The organism is Microbacterium sp. SS28, from assembly GCF_022761035.1.
Classification (GTDB): Bacteria; Actinomycetota; Actinomycetes; order Actinomycetales; family Microbacteriaceae; genus Microbacterium.
Genome location: NZ_JAKWJP010000002.1, coordinates 442,891 through 461,274, shown reverse-complemented (window position 1 = coordinate 461,274; position 18,384 = coordinate 442,891). Strand labels below are relative to the sequence as shown.

Annotated in this window: 19 protein-coding genes and 2 tRNA genes; 15 read left to right on the top strand and 6 right to left on the bottom strand. The window is 70.3% G+C overall.

What is annotated here, in order from left to right; genetic code table 11:
• Positions 1-19: 19 nt before the first annotated feature.
• The 6 genes from MJ607_RS07500 (at position 20) to MJ607_RS07475 (ending at position 3,323) form a co-directional block, all read left to right on the top strand.
• On the top strand, positions 20-244 hold the full coding sequence (locus tag MJ607_RS07500; protein ID WP_243074943.1) for a hypothetical protein: 225 nt from the start codon (positions 20-22) through the stop codon (positions 242-244).
• Between the two features lie 10 nt (positions 245-254).
• Positions 255-851, top strand: a complete 597-nt coding sequence (gene nadD / locus MJ607_RS07495) for a nicotinate-nucleotide adenylyltransferase (RefSeq protein ID WP_243074942.1) — start codon at positions 255-257, stop codon at positions 849-851.
• Positions 848-2,047 carry a hypothetical protein gene (locus tag MJ607_RS07490; RefSeq protein WP_243074941.1) on the top strand — a complete coding sequence of 400 codons (1,200 nt, stop codon included), beginning with the start codon at positions 848-850 and terminating at the stop codon, positions 2,045-2,047. The genes nadD and MJ607_RS07490 overlap by 4 nt, the downstream gene beginning before the upstream one ends.
• On the top strand, positions 2,047-2,427 hold the full coding sequence (gene rsfS, locus MJ607_RS07485; protein ID WP_243074940.1) for a ribosome silencing factor: 381 nt from the start codon (positions 2,047-2,049) through the stop codon (positions 2,425-2,427). Before MJ607_RS07490 ends, rsfS begins: the two co-directional genes overlap by 1 nt.
• Before the next feature lie 77 nt (positions 2,428-2,504).
• Positions 2,505-2,580, top strand: a tRNA-Ala gene (locus MJ607_RS07480).
• A gap of 266 nt (positions 2,581-2,846) precedes the next feature.
• Positions 2,847-3,323, top strand: a complete 477-nt coding sequence (locus MJ607_RS07475) for a universal stress protein (RefSeq protein ID WP_243074939.1) — start codon at positions 2,847-2,849, stop codon at positions 3,321-3,323.
• Between the two features lie 245 nt (positions 3,324-3,568).
• On the opposite strand, the gene MJ607_RS07470 is transcribed toward MJ607_RS07475, so the two are convergent.
• Positions 3,569-4,399 carry a universal stress protein gene (locus MJ607_RS07470; protein WP_243074938.1) on the bottom strand — a complete coding sequence of 277 codons (831 nt, stop codon included), beginning with the start codon at positions 4,397-4,399 and terminating at the stop codon, positions 3,569-3,571.
• Positions 4,400-4,601: 202 nt separating this feature from the next.
• Here MJ607_RS07470 and MJ607_RS07465 point away from each other — a divergent pair, with 202 nt between their 5' ends.
• The 4 genes from MJ607_RS07465 (at position 4,602) to MJ607_RS07455 (ending at position 7,198) form a co-directional block, all read left to right on the top strand.
• Positions 4,602-5,777, top strand: a complete 1,176-nt coding sequence (locus MJ607_RS07465) for a CHAD domain-containing protein (RefSeq protein ID WP_243074937.1) — start codon at positions 4,602-4,604, stop codon at positions 5,775-5,777.
• A 151-nt stretch (positions 5,778-5,928) separates the two neighbouring features.
• Positions 5,929-6,001, top strand: a tRNA-Ala gene (locus MJ607_RS07460).
• A gap of 325 nt (positions 6,002-6,326) precedes the next feature.
• Positions 6,327-6,452 (top strand): hypothetical protein, encoded by a 126-nt coding sequence (locus MJ607_RS19920; protein WP_279234428.1) that lies wholly within the window; start codon positions 6,327-6,329, stop codon positions 6,450-6,452.
• Entirely contained in the window at positions 6,449-7,198 is a 750-nt protein-coding gene (locus MJ607_RS07455) for a Type 1 glutamine amidotransferase-like domain-containing protein (protein WP_243074936.1), read from the top strand. The genes MJ607_RS19920 and MJ607_RS07455 overlap by 4 nt, the downstream gene beginning before the upstream one ends.
• A gap of 124 nt (positions 7,199-7,322) precedes the next feature.
• Here the strand turns inward: MJ607_RS07455 and MJ607_RS07450 are convergent, their stop codons facing one another.
• Together MJ607_RS07450 and MJ607_RS07445 are read right to left on the bottom strand one after the other, a co-directional pair.
• The gene (locus MJ607_RS07450) at positions 7,323-8,576 is read right to left on the bottom strand and encodes an FAD-dependent oxidoreductase (RefSeq protein ID WP_243074935.1); all 1,254 of its coding nucleotides are present in this window, start codon (positions 8,574-8,576) and stop codon (positions 7,323-7,325) included.
• A gap of 40 nt (positions 8,577-8,616) precedes the next feature.
• Positions 8,617-9,684 carry a hypothetical protein gene (locus MJ607_RS07445; protein ID WP_243074934.1) on the bottom strand — a complete coding sequence of 356 codons (1,068 nt, stop codon included), beginning with the start codon at positions 9,682-9,684 and terminating at the stop codon, positions 8,617-8,619.
• A gap of 280 nt (positions 9,685-9,964) precedes the next feature.
• On the opposite strand from MJ607_RS07445, the gene MJ607_RS07440 reads away from it, so the two are divergent.
• The 5 genes from MJ607_RS07440 to MJ607_RS07420 all read left to right on the top strand — a co-directional run bounded on the left by MJ607_RS07440 (position 9,965) and on the right by MJ607_RS07420 (position 15,645).
• Positions 9,965-10,438, top strand: coding sequence for a VOC family protein (locus MJ607_RS07440; RefSeq protein WP_243074933.1), 474 nt, complete (start codon positions 9,965-9,967; stop codon positions 10,436-10,438).
• On the top strand, positions 10,435-11,574 hold the full coding sequence (locus tag MJ607_RS07435) for a sorbosone dehydrogenase family protein (protein WP_243074932.1): 1,140 nt from the start codon (positions 10,435-10,437) through the stop codon (positions 11,572-11,574). Before MJ607_RS07440 ends, MJ607_RS07435 begins: the two co-directional genes overlap by 4 nt.
• A 63-nt stretch (positions 11,575-11,637) precedes the next feature.
• Positions 11,638-12,723 carry a putative zinc-binding metallopeptidase gene (locus MJ607_RS07430; protein WP_243074931.1) on the top strand — a complete coding sequence of 362 codons (1,086 nt, stop codon included), beginning with the start codon at positions 11,638-11,640 and terminating at the stop codon, positions 12,721-12,723.
• Positions 12,720-14,396, top strand: coding sequence for an acyl-CoA dehydrogenase family protein (locus tag MJ607_RS07425; protein ID WP_243074930.1), 1,677 nt, complete (start codon positions 12,720-12,722; stop codon positions 14,394-14,396). The genes MJ607_RS07430 and MJ607_RS07425 overlap by 4 nt, the downstream gene beginning before the upstream one ends.
• A 52-nt stretch (positions 14,397-14,448) precedes the next feature.
• Positions 14,449-15,645, top strand: a complete 1,197-nt coding sequence (locus MJ607_RS07420; RefSeq protein WP_243074929.1) for a glycoside hydrolase family 3 N-terminal domain-containing protein — start codon at positions 14,449-14,451, stop codon at positions 15,643-15,645.
• Here MJ607_RS07420 and MJ607_RS07415 read toward each other — a convergent pair.
• The 3 genes from MJ607_RS07415 to MJ607_RS07405 all read right to left on the bottom strand — a co-directional run bounded on the left by MJ607_RS07415 (position 15,642) and on the right by MJ607_RS07405 (position 18,380).
• Positions 15,642-16,535 carry a 3-methyladenine DNA glycosylase gene (locus tag MJ607_RS07415; protein ID WP_243074928.1) on the bottom strand — a complete coding sequence of 298 codons (894 nt, stop codon included), beginning with the start codon at positions 16,533-16,535 and terminating at the stop codon, positions 15,642-15,644. The two genes, MJ607_RS07420 and MJ607_RS07415, sit on opposite strands and share 4 nt — an antisense overlap.
• A gap of 70 nt (positions 16,536-16,605) precedes the next feature.
• Positions 16,606-17,316 (bottom strand): SOS response-associated peptidase, encoded by a 711-nt coding sequence (locus tag MJ607_RS07410; RefSeq protein WP_243074927.1) that lies wholly within the window; start codon positions 17,314-17,316, stop codon positions 16,606-16,608.
• A 32-nt stretch (positions 17,317-17,348) separates the two neighbouring features.
• Positions 17,349-18,380: an App1 family protein gene (locus tag MJ607_RS07405; RefSeq protein WP_243074926.1), complete on the bottom strand. Its 1,032-nt coding sequence runs from the start codon at positions 18,378-18,380 to the stop codon at positions 17,349-17,351.
• Positions 18,381-18,384 lie beyond the last annotated feature (4 nt).

Here is an 18,384-nt window from a genome sequence, read left to right as displayed (position 1 = left end):
ATCACGAAACGGAGCCCGAATGACCGCCGCCACGCTGATCGCTCTCGCCGCCGAAGAGTCCGAGCACCACGGAAACGTCGCTCTCGAGACCGTCGGATACGGCATGGTGGCGATCATCGCCTTCGTCGCGCTGGCCCTCGTGACCCTCTCGTACCGCAACGTCGCCAACCGCCACTCGCACAAGGCCGAGGCATACGCGCGAGCCCACGCCAACGACGTGCAGCAGGCGGGGCACGGCCACTGAGGCGCACTGCATGCCGGTGACGCGCGCTCCGAGGATCGGGGTCATGGGCGGGACGTTCGACCCGATCCACCATGGTCACCTCGTGGCGGCGAGCGAGGTCGCGCAGTCCTTCGACCTCGACGAGGTCGTGTTCGTCCCGACGGGCGAGCCGTGGATGAAGAGCGGCGTCAGCCCGAGCGAGCACCGCTATCTGATGACGGTCATCGCGACGGCATCCAATCCCCGCTTCACCGTGAGCCGCGTCGACATCGACCGCAGCGGATTGACCTACACGATCGACACTCTGCGGGACCTCCAGGCGCAGCGACCGGATGCCGAGCTGTTCTTCATCACGGGCGCCGACGCCATAGCGCAGATTCTCAGCTGGAGAGACCATGATGAACTCTGGGAGCTCGCCCACTTCGTCGCCGTCTCGCGTCCGGGGCACGTGCTGAACATCGACGGGCTCCCCTCTGACAACGTCAGTCAGCTCGAGGTTCCCGCTCTCGCCATCTCGTCGACCGACTGTCGCGAGCGAGTCCATCGCGGCAACCCCGTGTGGTACCTCGTTCCCGACGGGGTCGTCCAATACATCGCGAAGCACGATCTCTACCGGAGCAAGGAATGAGCACACCCGAGCAGCCTGACTCCCCGCCGCTGACCCGAAAGCAGATGCGGGAGATCCGAAACACGGGCGCGACGCCCGTGATCGATGCGGACGCGCTCGCCGCCGCGGCCGCTTCTGCCCCCGACGAGCCTCTGCCGGCTGACCCCACGCCCACCGTCGAGGAGCCGGCCGACGCTCCGCCGCCGGTCGATGAGTCCCTCCCCGTCGTCACGAGCGTCCCGTCGGCCGCGCCTCTCGCGCGCGCCGTCCCCCCCGTGCTGCTGCCCGAGCCCCCGGTTCCCGATGCAAGTGTGGACCTCGGGATGTCGCCGCTCACGCGGCGCCAGGCGCGCCAGCAGGAGCGCATCCGCACGGCATCCGTTCCCGTCATCACCCCCGAGTTCGCCGCCGCCTACACGGCGCAGGCCGCCGCGGCCGCCTCGTCGCAGGCCGAGCCCGACGTCGACGCCGAGCCGGAGGACCCGTTCGCGGCGCTGGGCGTCGGTTCGGGGCCGATCGAGCAGGTGCCCGACGAGGCCGAGGCTGAGCCCGAGGCTGCCGTGACCGAGGCTGAGCCCGAGGCGGAGCCCGAGCGTGAGGCTGACGCTGAGGCGGAGCCCGCTGCGGCTGATCCAGAGCCGGCTGTGGTCGAGGAGCAGGACGACCAGGCCGGGATCGAGTCGCTCCGGTGGTCCGAAGAGGCCGAGCCCGAAGCATCCCGGACCGTCGCACCTGACTTCGGCGCCGCGCTCCTCGCCGGAGACACCCTCACCAAGGCTCCGATCGCCTCGTCGTTCGACGACCTCATCACGCACTCGTCGAGCGGATCGGTCGCAACGCCCAACGCGCTGATCCTGTCGCAGGCGCCCAACTCTGGCCCCATCGTCGCACCGCTTTCGGCGACCGGTGAGGTGCTCATCACGGGCACGTTCAACCTTCCGGAGGGTCTCGGCTCGACCGGTCACGCCCCCGGCACCGCCGACGGCAAAGAGGTGGACGCGGTCCTCGTGGACGGCGAGCTGCCCGCCCACTCCTCGCCGACGCCGATCGCGGCGAGCGCTGCCGTCAGCACCGCCAAGACGCCCGGCGAGATCATCAAACCCCCGGCGCCCGAGAAGGGCGGCCGGCTCATGCTGACGCTTGCGATCACGGCCGGCGCACTCGCGCTCGCCCTTGTGGGCGTCCTCATCCTTGCCTTCGCGACAGGAGTCTTCTGATGGTGGCCACGGACAGCGGACGACGGATGCTGCAGATCGCAGCGGCGGCAGCGGAATCGAAGGGCGGCGAGGACCTCGTCGGCCTCGACGTCTCCGAGCCCCTCCCGCTCGTCGACATCTTCCTGCTCGTGACGGGGCGCAGCGAGCGCAACGTCGCGGCGATCGCCGACGAGATCGAGGACAAGCTCCTCGAATCGGGCTTCAAGCGACTGCGTCGCGAGGGGCGCAGCGAGGCCCGCTGGGTGCTCCTCGACTTCGGCGACCTCGTCGTGCACGTGTTCCACGAGGACGAGCGCGTCTACTACGGGCTCGAGCGTCTGTGGAAGGACTGCCCCGTCGTTCCGATCGAGCTTCCGGAGCGCGTGACACCCGCCCCGTGAGCCCCCCGTGGTTCGAGGAACCTCTCGACCTGTTGTAAGCTTGTCGAGTTGCCCCGAGCAGTCGGGGGCGGCAGTACGGGCCTGTGGCGCAGCTGGTAGCGCACCTGCATGGCATGCAGGGGGTCAGGGGTTCGAGTCCCCTCAGGTCCACCAAAATCACTGGTAAATCCAGGTATCGCCGCTCCGTTCTCGGGAGTGGAGACGTCCTGTCGATCTTCACCAGTCACCTCACGGCTCCGCCGAGGCGGCGTCTCTTTACTTGGCGTCGGCTCAGAGGCAGCTTCGCCGTGTCCGACATGTCCCCAGCCGGATGTCAGCGTCTGATCAGCTCCTACGCGAGGGGAGTCTGCGACGAGGCGGCGCACCTCTGGGGGACGTTGGTCCTGTGATGGGCTCGCGCGCCGGCTCAGGATGAGGTCATGCCCGAAGTGATCCGCGATCCCGGTCCGCAGAGGAAGACGGCCCCGCTTCCGTGGGCGAAGCCCGGGATGCTCGTGGGCTTCGACGGGTCCGAGAGTTCGTTCCGGGCGCTGCAGACCGCGCTGCGCATGGCACCTGCACTCGAGATGCCCGTCCACGTGGCCGTGATCTGGGACTACCCCACGATGATGTACGGCGACCACTTCTCGCCGGCGATCGATCCGGGACCCTCCGAGGCCGCTGAAGAGCTTCGAGCCCGTGCCGTGTCCGACAGCTTCCCCGACGGAGCGCCCGGATGGTTCACCTCCGCCGCGCAACAAGGTCGGCCGTCTCGTACGCTCGTCGAGCTGTCGCAGCAAGCGGAGATGGTCGTGGTCGGGAGCCGAGGTCACGGCGGGTTCAGCGGACTTCTCCTGGGCTCGGTGAGCGGGGCGCTCGCATCGCACTCGGCGTGCTCCGTCCTCGTCGTGCGCTGAGCCGGGTGGTGCGAGGAGGCTCGAGTTGATGTCGGGCCGGGGTATCGAGTTCCGAGAGCTCGCACGGGCGCTCGAGGAGAGTGCGGCTCGCCGACGCCCTGCCCCGTGACGACGAGACCGCGCGTGGCGCGGTGCGGTCGGCGGCTCCCGCCGCCCTCAGCACTCGGGAAGCCGAGAAGCAGCTCGCTGAGTGGAGCCCCCACGCGGTCGCCACCGCCAGGCGCGTGCCGGCTGGGCGGGCGGGCCTATCGCTCACGGAGGTCGTACGGCACGACGCACACCGGGCAGTTCGCCCGCCAGAGCACCTCTTGCGCAACGGATCCCAGCAGCGCCCCGGTGAGAGGCCCGTGATGATGCGTCCCGATCACGAGCATCGACGACGTCCTCGAGAGCTTCAGGAGTGCGGCCGCGCGGCTGTCCCTGACGAGGTCACCGTGGATCTGGAGTGACGGGTGCGCCTCCATGAGGTTCACCATCGCCTCATCGAGGACAGCACGATGATGTTCCAGCTCATGGTCCGGGGAGAGGGCGAGGGCTGTCGAACCGTACGGCGTCGGTGTCGGCATCAGCCATGCGTGCACGAGGCGCAGACCTGTCGACATCAGGCGGGCCTCTTGGGCGGCGAACGCGACGGCCGAGTCCGACGATGCATCGTTCGCGATGCCGACCGTCACCGGATCGTCCGCCTCCACCCACCCTGCGGGCACGAGGCACACCGGCACACTGGATTCCATCGCCAGTTCGAGGGGGACCAGCCCGGGGAATGCCGCCCGCATCAGGTGTGCCGGATCGATGCCCACCACGATGAGGTCGACCCCATGTGCGAAGTCGCCGAGCGTGTCGGGCATGGCGCCTTCCAGACGGTGCAGCTCCACGGGCATGCCAGGAGCGCGCTCGCGGAGGTATGCCTCGGCGTCCGCGAGCTGCTCGATGCCGAGCGACCTGTTCCGGGTCATGGGTGAGATCACGTTGACGACATCGACTTTCGCGCGCGAGCGGCTGCGCCGGTCTGCCGTCCATTTGAGGGCGGCAACTGCCGCAGGGCTCCCGTCGTAACCGAGAACGATGCGCTCCATGACGACCTCCGACCCGCGCTCCCGCCGCGCATTCACCCGGACGCTACGCCGCACCCACCCGGGAAGCCGGGCCGAAGGTCCCGCAGCATGGTCGCGGGACTTTGGACCCGGTCTGCTGTGCCATGCGGGTGTCGCATGGGAACGAGAGGAAGCGCCGCCGCATGTTCCACGCCGTCGACGGACTTGAGGATCGCGAGCGACCATGAACGCCCCGATCCATCAGTCGCCTGACGTGATGCTCGTCCACGACTCCATGTTCGGCAGCACACCTGATATCGCCGAGGCGAGCGCCGTTGGTCTCCCAGGGAGCGCTCCAACGGTGGACGTCACGGCGCTGCACGGGCGCGAGCCGGCGTCAGGCGGTTGCGATGCCGACATCGCCGGTGCCTCGACGGGCGTCCCCGAACCGGGCCCAGCCTCGAGGCGCCGGGAAGCTCCCGAGCGGCCGGAGGATCCGGCTCCCACTCCTCGCGATGAACGACGTCGCCCCTCACCCGATACTCCTGCCGAGGAGGTCCTCGTCCGCTACATCGAGCGGCAGGCGGCGCAGATCGTTGCGAGCGATCCCCTCGTCCGCCTCGACGCGCCGCAGAGCGTGCACGCCATGCGCGTCGTCGCTCGACGGCTGCGCAGCTGTCTGCAGACGTTCAAGAAGGTGCTGCGTCGTGATGAGATCAGGCCGATATGCGAGGAGCTCAAGTGGCTGGCGGGCGTACTGGGTGCCGCACGCGACGCCGAGGTGATGCGTGACCGGATAGCCGGCATCGTGAGCAGTGAGGCACCTCAGTTCGGCATCGGTGCAGGGGACAGCAGCGTGGATCCGGAACTGGCCGCGGCCTACCGCTCCGCGCACCGAGAGCTCCTCGAGGCGCTCGATTCCCCTCGGTATCGCACGCTCCTTCGGGATCTGCAGCGGCTCGTCACCGAACCGCCACTCAGCGACAACGCAGCGCGCCCTGCGAGCCGTGTGCTGTCACCGCAGGCATTGCGTGCCTTCGCGCGGCTCGATGCCCTGGTCACGACCGCGTCCGAAGCCCGCATGCCGGCCGAGCGTGACAGCGCGCTGCATGAGGCCCGCAAGGCGGCGAAGAAGGCCCGCTACGCAGGGGAGACCCTCGCCGAGTTCTTCGGCAGACCCGCTGCGCGCTTCGTGATGGCCATGGAGGAGCTGCAGACCGAGCTCGGCGAGCTTCAGGACAGTGTCGTGACTCGCAGACGCCTCGAAGAAATCGCGCGCGATACGACCTCGCCCGCAGCCGCCTTCCTGTATGGCCGGCTCCACGCACACGAAGAACGCGCGGGCGAGCTCGCCGTCTCACGTTTCGAGCACTCGTGGAGGACGGCCGAGAAGAAGTCGCTTCTCGAGTGGATGGCGTGACACGGGAGGACTCGGCATCCGCCGCTCGCAGCACCTCGGCGCAGCCGCGCCGGAAGATCCCAAGGACGGGTCGGCTAGACTCGGAATGACCACCCGGGAGCGATGCGAAGGCCGACAATCGCGGGATTCTGGTCGACGAAGTCATCCGTCCGGGCCTGTGGCGCAGCTGGTAGCGCACCTGCATGGCATGCAGGGGGTCAGGGGTTCGAGTCCCCTCAGGTCCACCGAAGGAAGGCGCCCGCGAGGGCGCCTTTCGCATTTCCCTCGCGCGTCGGCTCCTGCGAGGTCTCCTGATCACGGACTTGATTGGCTCGTCGAGCCGTTGCCCGACCGGGCGTGAGGGCTTGATTCGCACGCGGATGTGACCATGACGGGCAGTTCGACGAGGTCGAGCTCGACGATCGGCGGGTTTGTGCCGCTCGAGTCCGCGCTGAAGCTGATCGGATGCGGTCCCCGGCGGGCATGGCAGTGACCGTGTGCAGGGCGCTGCGGGGCGGCCCGGTCCGCTCGCGGGCACCGCTGAGACCCTCGCCCGGTTAGCCTCATCGGATGACCTTCGATGCGAACGACGCGGCCGCCGACAGTGACGGGATCTGCCGCGAGCTTCTCCCCGCCGACCGGTTCCGTGATGTGGCACCATCGTTCGCCGTCACAGCCGGGGAGGATGCCGCGTGAGCGTGCACCTCATCGGCGGCGGCGCGACGACGACGGCGGATGCCCCGCTCTACGCGCCGTTCGTCGCTGAAGCGCTGCGGCGAGCGGCCCACGCTGGCCGCGCGCGGGCGCGCGTCGCAGTGATCTCGCTCCACCCCGAGGCCGAGGAGAAGGCGGCGGCACTCGGCGAACTCCTGACAGCGGCCGGCACGGAACCCGCCCTCGAGTTGCACCTCACCGCGGCGCGGCCCGGCGGGCCGATCCTGCTCGATGCGATCGCCGACGTCGACGGCATCGCTGTGGGCGGCGGCAACGTCGAGAACGTGCGCGCCGGGCTCGAGCCGGTGTTCGACGAGCTGCGCCGGTTGGTCGCCGACGGCGTGCCATACCTCGGCGTCTCGGCCGGCGCGATGATCGCCGCGGAGCGCTCGCTCGGAAGCGGGTCGCGCATCGGCGGCGTGGTGGTCTCACCCGAGGATCCCGGCGAGCCAGGCGATGAGTTGGAGATCGAGGTTGGCATCGGTCTCGTCGACGTGGCCATCGAGGTGCACGTGGCCCAACGGGGCATGCTGTCTCGACTGGTCGCCGCCGTCGAATCGGGGCTGATCGCGGGTGCACTCGGCATCGACGAGCGCACCGCGCTGATCTTGGCGTCGGTGCGCTCCGCGTCGAGGGCGCGGGCAGTGTCTGGCGGGTGCTGCCGGCCGAGGGCGGTGTGCTGGTCTCGACGATCGGCACGTGACAGCCGCTCTTACGGGAGTCGCTGAGAACGAGGCTTACGGTGCGAAGGCGGGCGCGTTGCTTGGATCCGCCGGCGGTCCGGGCGGCGTGACGCGACGGATCGCTCCAATGATGTGGTCAAGCCGTGAGCGGGCGGAGCGCAAGGTCGCGTCAACCCCGCATCGGTGTCGTCAGCACGGATTTCGCCGCCCGCATCCCGGAGAGGAGCGCCCCCTGTATCGACGGTGTCTCGCGGTGATCGCCCGCAATGTACAGTCCGTCGCCCATGCGGGCGGGCGACGGGCGCCGCATGGGAGGAGGCAGCGCGGGGAGTGCGTGCGGGATGTCGTCGCGCCGCAGCAGTTCCCACGTCGTGGAGGCGCGGCCCCACATGCGCGAGAGCTGCACGCGCACCTCGTGCTCGGTCGCGACACGCTCGGGAGACCACAGACAGGTCGCTTGAATGAGGTGGCGGCCTCGCGGAGCCGCCTGCGGGACCGTGGCGGAGATCGCCAGCGAGTTGACGATCGGGCCGTCGCGAGTGCCGTCGAGCGTGAGAATGGCGGATGACGGCGGCTCCTCGGCCGCGAACCACCATGTCTGCAGTCCTCGGGTGGTGGGGACCGGTACGTCCATGAGCACGTCAAGAGCCTCCGCGCCCACCGCGACGACGACGTCGCGCGCGAGCAGACGTCCCTCGCCCAGCGCGCGCACTTCCCACCGATTCTCCCGCCGACGCAGTCGGCTCACGGCACGGCTGACCCGGATATCCGCTCCCGCCGCACGAGCGCGCGAGGCGAGCGCCCTCGGCAGCGCCCCGATGCCGTCTCCGGGCAGTCCCGCACCTCCCGGCAGGAACGATCGGGCGAGGAGGCGCACGTAGGTGTCGGACGTCGATTCCGACGCGTCCGCCAGAACGCCCGAAAAGAACGGCGACAGGACCTCGGTGCGCAGCGACCCGGTCAGACCGGCGGCGTCCCAGCCCTCGCCGATGGTGCGGTCCGGACGCGTCACCGCAATGCGCGGGCGGAGGGCGATCGGGCCGAGCCATCGCAGAAGCCCGACGGTGTCGCGCGGCGTCACGAGACCACTCGCGAGCATCGCCGGAAGCAGATGCGCATGCCGCAGGGGGTGCCCGATCGTTGCCATGGAGCCGTCTGCGCGGCGCACCCGGACCGCCGTCGGCAAAGTCCGCACCGCGAGGCGATCGACGTCTACCGCGGCCCGGACGGCGGGATAGGCGGTGTTCAGGACGTGGAACCCGCGGTCAAGGGTAAAGCCGTCCACGCGATCGGTGCGCTGGCGTCCGCCGACGCGATCGGCGGCCTCGAGCACGACCACCTCACGGCCGCGGGCCGCCAGTTCGGCGGCGCATCGCAGGCCCGCCAGTCCGGCGCCGATCACGACCACGTCGTGCGTCTGCATACGCCGAGTGTAGAAGGACGACGGGCAGTGGTGACGGCCGTCAGATGGTCACGCCCCCGGCCGGCGTCAGCTGCGCTTCGGGCTGGGCAGCAGCAGGCCGACCGGGCGCGACGGTCGTGATGACCTCATCCCACCGCTGATTGGTCTGTATCCCCCAGAACACCGCGAACAGGATCAGGCCGAACGCTTCGCCGAGCAATACCTCGGGTACGCCGGGCAGCAGGTCCTGCACGCCGAACCATGCGAAGAAGCTCAGGGAGACGAGGAACGCCATGTCGAGCGCCATGAGCCCTGCCAGCCACATGTACCAGCGCTTCTGCAGCGGCGTGGCCTTGTGCTGGTCTTCCGGGTCCGCGTCGCGGAACCCTCGGATGAACACCACCGCAGCGAACGATGCGAAGAACAGGAACGTGGCGATGTAGTGAATGCTGATGCTCCAGTCGCCGATCCGGATGTACGGGAAGGTGCCGTTCAGCCAGAACGTGAGCACCCCCATGGCGGCGGCCGTGACGAGGGCCGTCACGGGCACGAGACGCGCGAAGGGTTCCCGCGCGCTCTTCTTGTCCCGGATCAGCCACATCACGACCACGGCCACCGTCACGATGATCATGTACGTGAGGACCCCGTTCTGCACATCGGGAAGGGCAGCCTTCGGCAGGCACTCCACCTCGCCCACGTCGCAGGTGAAGGTCGTCAGGCCCTGCTCGATCTTCTTCATATCCGTGGGAACGATCGCGATGAGAGGCCCGAAGACTGCTGCGAGGTCGAGCAGCGTCGACGGGCTGGGGAGCGTGATCTTCCACCCCAGCAGACGGAAGGCTGCTGCGCCTCCCCGCCCGTTGAGGACGAGCATGGCGAGGGATGCCGCGATGAGCACTCCGACGAACACGTTCCTCGCGGGCGTCCAGTAGTAGTAGCTGATCGACCCCTTCACGTACCCGCCGGCCAGCGAGGCGATCGTGACGCCGATCAGCAGCGCCACCACCGCGAACACGAGTGACAGTCGCAGGTAGCGGTGGGTCTTCAGCGCCGACGCGACATACTCGGGAGGTCCGCCGCTGTGTTCGGAACCCGGTGTGGTCGCCCCGCCCGTCGTGGTCTCGGTCATCACTGCCCCCATGCAGCTCAGTGCCGCACTCGCCGTGACGCTGATCGGCGCCGACCACCGGCGTCGCGACTTGCGCTCACCACATCGGAGCGCCTGCGCGTCATCGTACTCTCGGCGCCGTCGGCGAGGAACTGCCCCGACCGGCGCCGACGTTCGAACGCAGCGCTGCGGCCCGCTGCGCTCGAGACGGCTCTCGCGGCCGTCGCAGGGGAGGGAACACGAGGCGAAGAAGCCCCGCAACCCCTTGCGGGTGTCGGGCACCCTGGGGGAGTCTGTCGCCATGCCCGACGTGATCCCGTTCCTGTGGTTCGACAACGACGCCGAGGCGGCGATCCGCTTCTACACCGAGCTCATCCCCGGCTCCGAGATCGTCTCGATCGGCAGATACCCCGAGGGCGTTCCCGGCATGGGCGGCAAGGTCATGCACGCGCACTTCCGCCTCGCGGGGCGCGATCACTACGCGATGGATGCCGGTCCCCAGTTCCCCTTCACCGAGGCCGTCTCGCTCTACGTGTCCTGCGCTGATCAGGGCGAGGTCGACCGGTACTGGGACGCGCTCACGGCGGGCGGGACGGAGCAGCCGTGCGGCTGGCTCAAGGACCGGTGGGGACTCTCGTGGCAGATCATCCCGGATCGTCTCATCGATCTCATCCGCGATCCCGACCCCGACCGCGCGCACCGGGCCGTGCAGGCGATGCTGAGCATGCACAAGATCGACATCGGCGTCATCGAGGCGGCCGCCGCCGCGTCATGAGCGCCCTCGGGCGCGCTCCCGCGGCCCTCGCGCTCGTCGCGGTGCTCGCGATCGCCGGATGCACGGCGGGGGCGCCGAGCGCCGGCATCCCTCCCTCTGCGACTCGTGATGCGACGCCCGCACCCACGGCGACCGAGGCCCGCTCCGGGTTCTGGCGGGTCGCAGGCGATCCCGTGACTCTCGCCTCGCGGCTCGCTGTGCCGTGGTCGGTCGTGCCGCTGCCCGGCGGAGGAGCCCTCATCAGCAGTCGCGACGACGGCGCGATCCGCGAGCTCACACCCGCGGGTGACGTCCGCGAGGTCGGCCGCGTGCCCGGCGTCGTCGCGGGCGGCGAGTCGGGACTTCACGGCCTCGCCCTGCGCGACGAGGGCGACGAGCGCTGGCTGTACGCGTACCACGGGGCATCCGCAGACAACCGCGTCGTCCGGATGCCGCTCCTCGGCAGGAACGGAGCGCTCGGCATCGGCGAGCCCGAGGTGATTCTCGCGGGCATCCCGCGGGCGTCGACGCACGACGGCGGCCGCCTCGCCTTCGGGCCGGACGGGCTGCTCTACGTCACGACGGGTGACGCTCAGCAGCGCGATGCCGCGCAGGATGCGGCATCCCTCGGCGGAAAGATCCTGCGGATCACTCCGGAGGGCGACCCCGCGCCCGGCAATCCGTTCGGCACGACGGTCTACACGCTCGGCCACCGCAACGTGCAGGGGATCGCGTGGACGAGCGACGGGACGATGTGGGCGAGCGAGTTCGGCCAGGACACGTTCGACGAGCTCAACCGGATCGAGGCGGGCGGCAACTACGGCTGGCCCGTGCACGAGGGCGTCGCGGACGACGAGGACTACATCGATCCCGTCGCGACGTGGGCGACCGACGACGCGAGCCCGAGCGGGATCGCGGCGGTGGGAGACACCGTCTTCCTCGCGGGCCTGCGGGGCGAGCGGCTGTGGGTCGTCGACACCGGCGACTCGTCAGCGGGCCCCGAGGCCGTCCTCACGGGCGAACAGGGGCGCCTGCGCGATGTCGTGGCGGCGCCCGACGGGTCGCTCTGGGTGCTCACGGGCAACACCGACGGCCGCGGTTCGCCGCGCCCCGAGGACGACCTGCTTCTGCGACTCGAGCTCACCCGGCAGGGTTGAGACGGCCCGCCGCGGACCGCCGCGACTCCCCATTCACGAGGCATCCGGCGTTACGGTGAACGAGTGATCGAACAACCCCGGTGTCCCGTCTGCCGGCACTTCCTGTATCTCGACGCCCTCGTGTGCCACAACTGCGACGCGGAGCTCGGGTACCACATCATCACGCGGCAGTTCTATTCGGTGCGGAAGGGTCGCGCGGTCATCGGCGACCAGAACTGGTACACGTGCAGCAATCGCGGCTGGGAGTGCAACTGGCTCGTCTGGGAGAATGCGCCGGCCGGCCGGTGCTTCTCGTGCCGTCTGACGCGCACGCGGCCCGACCCGGACGACACGATCGCTCTCTCGAAACTCGCGAAGACCGAGGAGGCCAAGCGCCGGCTGCTGCTGCAGCTGGGCGATCTGGGCCTGCCGATCGTGCCGTGGGACGTGCAGCCGGGCGGCCTCGGCTTCGATCTGCTCTCGAGCATCTCGCTCGGGCGGCCTGTCATGATCGGGCACGCGAACGGGATCGTCACGATCGACCTCGCCGAGAGCCTCGACGACCGCCGCGAGGCGCTGCGGATCAGGCTCGGTGAGCCGTACCGCACGATGCTGGGTCACCTGCGGCACGAGACGGGCCACTACTACCAGAACGTGCTGCTCACCGATGATCAGGACTGGGCGCGCTGCCGCGACCTCTTCGGCGACGAGCGGGCGAGCTACCGCGACGCCATCAAGCGCCACTACGCGATGGGTGCGCCCGAGAACTGGCACGAGTCCTTCATCTCGGAGTACGCCACGATGCACCCGTGGGAGGACTTCGCCGAGACGTTCGCCCACTACCTCCACATCACGGGCACCCTGCAGACGGCCGCCGCGATCGGGATCCACCTGGATGCCTCTGCGACGCATCTGCGCGACATCGACGTCGATCCGCTCGGATCGTACCGCGACGAGCCCGTCGCGCTGCTTCTGGCGGACTGGGAATGGATGTCGGAGGCCTTCAACCGCATCAACCGGGCTATGGGCTTCGGCGACCTGTACCCGTTCGAAATCTCGCCTCCTGTCCGTCGCAAGCTCGGGTTCATGCACGACCTCGTCACGCACGCCCCGCTCACAACCGAGGAGCAGTTCCAGCTCATCTATCCGCAGGACACCGAGCGCGCGTGACGAGCTACTCGCGGGGGCGGCGCGTCATCGGAGCGGCGACGCACTATGTCGAGAACCAGCCCCCGTGGCGCGTCGATGTCGACGAGTACGCGCTGAACGCGCCTCTCGTCGGCGCGGTGCGCGCCTTCGGGGCGGAGTGGGCCGACGATGCGCTGCACGACACGGGCGCCCTCGTCGGGTCCCTCGGCTTCCAGCGCGACGCCGAGCTCGCGAACGTCCATACGCCCGTCGCGCATGCGCACGACCGCTGGGGCTTCCGGCTCGACGAGGTCGAGTACGACCCCTCCTACCATCGCGTGCTCGGAGCGGCGCTCGCCGCGGGCGCCCACACGTCCGCGTCGGCGGATCCCCGGCCGGGCGCCGCCGTCGCGCGCGCCGCGCACTTCATGCTCTTCGCACAGGTCGAGCCGGGGCATGCGTGCCCCGTCTCGATGACGCACGCGGCGGTCGCCTCGATCGAGGGGTCGCCGTGGATCGCAGAGGAGTGGATGCCGCGCCTGCACTCCCGCGCGTACGACCCGCGTCTCGTGGTCGAGGGCGGCAAGACCAGCGCCCTCGTGGGCATGGCGATGACCGAGAAGCAGGGCGGCTCCGACGTGCGCGCCGGCACGACAGTCGGCACGAGCATGGGCGGCCACGCGTACCAGCTGACGGGTCACAAGTGGTTCTGCTCGGCACCGATGTCGGACGCGTTCCTCGTACTCGCGCACACGACCCGCGGCGGCGAGGATGAGGGCCTCAGCTGCCTCTTCGTGCCCCGCATCCTCTCGCACGGCACACGCAACGTCTTCCGCATCCAGCGTCTCAAGGACAAGCTCGGCAACCGGTCCAACGCGTCGGCGGAGGTCGAGTTCGACGGCACGATCGGCACGCTCGTCGGGGAGCAGGGCAGGGGAGTGCGCGCGATCATCGAGATGGTGCAGCGCACCCGCCTCGACTGCGTCCTGGGCACGGCGGCGGGTATGCGCCAGTCCGTCGCCGAAGCGGTATGGCACGCCCGCGGGCGCTCCGCCTTCGGTGCGCGGCTGATCGACCAGCCCGCCATGACCGCCGTCCTCGCGGATCTCGCGCTGGAGTCCGAGGCCGCGATGCTCACGGGCCTCCGTCTCGCGCAGCTGTTCGAGGCAGATGCCACCGAGCACGACGTCGCGCTCCGCCGGCTCGCGACGCCCGTCGCCAAGTATCAGGTGTGCAAGCGCGGTCCGCATCACGCCTACGAGGCGCTCGAGTGCCTCGGCGGCAACGGCTACACCGAGTCGTTCCCGCTCGCGCGGCGCTACCGCGAGCAGCCCGTCATGGCGATCTGGGAGGGGTCGGGCAACGTCATCGCGCTCGACGTCCTGCGCGCGCTCACCCGCGACCCGTCGTCGGTGGACGCCTTCGCCGACGAGCTCGCCGTCACAGAAGGCGCGTCACGGCTGCTCGACGCGCACGTCCGCGGCACCCTCGACCTCCTCATCGAGGTCGCGGGCGAGCCCGACTTCGCGGCGCCGAACGCGCGCCGCCTCACGGAGGCGCTCGCCCTGGCCCTCCAGTCCTCGCTCATGCTGCGCCACGCCCCGACCCTCGACGCCGAGACCTTCCTCGCCGCGCGTCTCGGCGAGGATCGGGCCGCGCAGTACGGCGTGCTCCCGCGGGGGACGGATGCCGCAGCCATCGTCGCGCGGCACTGAGCCCGCGTTCCCGCACGGCGACCGCGGAGCCCCGCCGACGTAGGCTGGCAGGGTGACCATCGGCCGGCGGATCCTCGGGGTCTGCGCCGGAGTCGCGATCGCGGTGGTCGTCGCAGGGTCGGCACCGGGCGAGAGCGCCCTCGCGGCGCCGCCGGACCCCCTCGTGCGCGTCGTCGCGGCGGCAGACGACGACCTCCCGGCGAGGGCAGCTGCCGTCGTGTCCGGCATGACGCTGCGACAGAAGGCGGCGGCCGTCGTCATGGGCCATATCCCGACGACGGATGCCGCGATCCTGCGCGACTACATGCAGACGACCGGCATCGGCGGATTCCTCCTGATGGGCGCCAACATCCCGGAGGACGAGTCCGCGCTTCGGGGAGTGACCGCGGCGCTGACGCTCGACGCCGGGCTGCCTCCGCTGATCGCGATCGATCAGGAGGGCGGCGATGTCTCGCGCCTGCCGTGGGACGCGTTCCCCTCCGCGCTGACACTCAAGAATCAGGCGCCCGCCGCGGCCGCCGAGGCATTCGCCGGTCGCGGGGCCCTCGTTCAGCGCGCGGGCATCGGCGTCAACTTCGGCGTCGTCGCCGACGTGACGGACGACCCCTCGATGTTCATCTACCGTCGCGCTCTCGGGACGACGCCGGAGACCGCGCTCGAGCGCGTGGCGGCGGCGGTCACGGGCGAGGACGGGCAGGCGCTCACGACCCTCAAGCACTTCCCGGGACACGGCGCGGCTCCAGGGGACTCGCATGCCGGCATCCCGTCGACCGATGAGACGAAGGCCGACTGGTCGGCCACCGACGCGGCGCCGTTCCAGGCCGGGATCGACGCCGGCGCCCCGATGCTCATGTTCGGACACCTCGTGTACACGGCGGTCGACGCGGCGCCCGCGACGCTGTCACCCGAGTGGCATCGCATCGCGCGCGACGAGCTCGGCTTCGAGGGCGTCATCGTCACCGACGACCTGGGCATGCTCGAGGCATCCGGGATCCCGGAGTATCAGGACCCCGTCGCGAACGCCGTCCGCGCGCTCGCCGCGGGGAGCGATCTGCTGCTGACGGTCCTGTACTCGACGGCCGGCACCGCACCGCGCATCGTCGACGGGATCGTCGCGGCCGTCGAATCGGGAGCCGTGCCGCCCGAGCGCCTCGATGAGGCAGCCCGGAGGGTCACGGCGCTGCGGCTCGAGGTCGCGGCATCCGGTCGGGGGCTCGTGCCGTGCGCCGACTGCACGCCCGCCGGTTAAGCCGGGTCGAGCGGCGCGAGCGGGTCGAGCACGCTCAGCAAGCGTGAGCGGAGCACCTGCCCGCGCTCCGAGAAGCCGCGCTGCCGGCGCACGTACTCGGCCTTGCCGTCGGCGGTCTCGATGCGCACGGGCGCATAGCCGCGGTCGGCGAGGTCGTACGGCGAGGCCTGCATGTCGAGGATCCGGATGTCGTGCGCGAGCTCGAACGCGTCGAGCAGCAGGTCTCCCGGCACGAGCGGGCCGAGCTTGACCGCCCACTTGTAGAGGTCCATCCCGGCGTGCAGGCACCCCGGCTGCTCCATGCGGGGCTGCAGCTCGCGCGTCGGAGTCTCACGGTTGCGCGGCACCGCCTCGGGGGTGAAGAACCGGAAGGCGTCGAAGTGCGTGCAGCGCAGCTCGTGCGCCTCGACGACGGCATCGGTTCCGTCCTGGCCGAGCCGGAGCGGCACGGCGTGGCGGTGCTCGCCCTGTCGGTAGACCATGGCCCACTCGTGCAGCCCGAAGCAGCCGAAGGATCCGGCGCGGCCCGCGGTCGCACGCAGGATCTTCTCCACGCCCGTGACGAGCAGCGCCTTGGCAGAGCGGAAGCCGAGGTCGTCGACGACGAGCGACTGCGGGTCACTTCCCGAGATGTACCAGTTCCAGTCCGCGCGGGGCGTCTCGGCGGCCTCGGCCAGCTCGGCGCCCGCACCCGGGTGCCACCGGCGCAATACGGCGGGCTTGTACGAGTAGTAGGTGAAGAGGAAGTCCTCGACGGGATGCTTCTCCCCGCGGGACGCGCGGGCGCGGTGGCCCGCCGTGAGCGCGTCGGCGCGCGCGTGATGAGCCTCTTCGCGTGCGCGCCACTCCGCAGGCGCGAGAAGCACCGGGGCGGGGGCGAGCAGGCTCATGCTTCGAGGATAGGCGCGGGCGCCTGAGCGTCGCCGGCGAGCGGATGCTGGGGCGGCTGGAGCACGGGACTCAGGCGGCGGGCTCGATGAGCTCAGGTGAGTTGTTGCGCACGTTGCCGACGGCCTTGCCCACGACATGGTCGTCGAGGGTCTCGGCGATCGCGGGTGCCGCGTCGATCGCGGCATCCAGCACATCGCGGACGTTGTCGGTGCTCGGGTCGAGCCATGCGTCGGCGTGGTCGGGATCGAGGAAGAGCGGCATGCGGTCGTGGATCGACCCGAGCCGGCCGATCGAGTCGCGCGTCAGGATCGTGAAGCTCAGCACCCAGCGTGAGGGATCGTCCTCGGGCTTTGAGGCGTCCTTCCACCACTCGTACAGTCCCGCGAAGAAGAGCGGCGAGCCGTCGGCGGGATGGATGTAGTGCGGGATCTTCTCGTCGCCCGTGCGCTTCCACTCGTAGTAGCCGGATGCCGGCACGACGGCGCGGCGCTTCTCGAGCGCCTTGCGGAACATCGGCTTGTCTTCGAGCTCTTCCGAGCGCGCGTTGAACGCGCGGGCGCCGATCGAGAGGTCTTTCGCCCAGACGGGCACGAGCCCCCAGCGCGCCGTCTCGAGGCGGCGGGTCGGAGGATCGGTCTTGGCCGAATCGAGCACGATCGCGACGCCCGCCGTGGGGGCGATGTTGTATGAGGGCTCGGGCAGGTCGTCGCTCTCGACGTCGACCCGCAGGACGCCGACGAGCTCCGAGCCGACGCTCGCGACGACGAATCTTCCGCACATGCCGCCAGCCTACGCGGGGGCGCAGACACCGGTCAGGCCTCGACGACGCCGACCTTCTCGAGGCGTTCGAGCAGTCCCGCGCCGTCTGACTCGGTCACCCACGGCACGTCAGCCGCGGAGTGATCGTCCACGACCGTCCGACCCCCCGCGAGCACGGCCTCGGCGGGCGAGAGGCGGCGGATCGCGACGCCTGCGACGCTGGCGGGATGCTCGGTCGTGAAGGCCGTGTAGATCGCCTCGTCGTGCTGCCCGTCGTCGCCCACGAGGAGCCACTTGATCTGCGGGAACTCGCGGGCGAGCCTGCGCAGGTTCGTGAGCTTGTGGTCGCGGCCGCTGCGGAACCAGCGGTCGTGCGTGGGACCCCAGTCGGTGAGCAGCATGGCGCCCGGAGGGAAGAGGTGCCGCTGCAGGAATCGCGTGAGGGTGGGCGCGATGTTCCACGCGCCCGTGGAGAGGTAGATGACGGGCGACCCGGGAGTGTCGCGCGCGATGCGCTCGAGCAGCACGGCCATGCCCGGCACGGGCTGCCTCGCGTGCTCGTCCACGACGAAGGAGTTCCAGGCGGCCAGCAGAGGACGGGGGAGCGCTGTCACCATGACGGTGTCGTCGACGTCCGAGACGACGCCGAAGCGGATGTCGGGACCGACGATGAAGACGCGCGTCTCGACGGGCTCGGAGCCCTCGACCGACATCGTGAGGGTCTGCCAGCCCGGCTCGAGCTGCGCGGGAAGCACCGTGTCGATGACGCCCCCGCGATCCGCGACGACCTCGTGCGTGACACCGGCGATCGTGACGCTCACCTGGGCGAAGCCGACGGGCACCGCGACGAAGCTGCGCCATCCGCGCACTGTCGCGTACTCGCCGGTTCCCAGTGGCTTGACCGGCGGGACGATGAGGGCGCGACCCAGCACCCGCACCCAGTCGACGCCGCCGTAGCCGGGGAAGGGCATGACGGTGGGCCTCTGCCCCCGCGCCCGCGCGCGGCGCTCGCGCCACGAGTGCAGGCGGTACTCCATACGCGCGAGCCACAGCACCTTCGTGCGCATGTTGGTCTTCGCAGGCATCCCC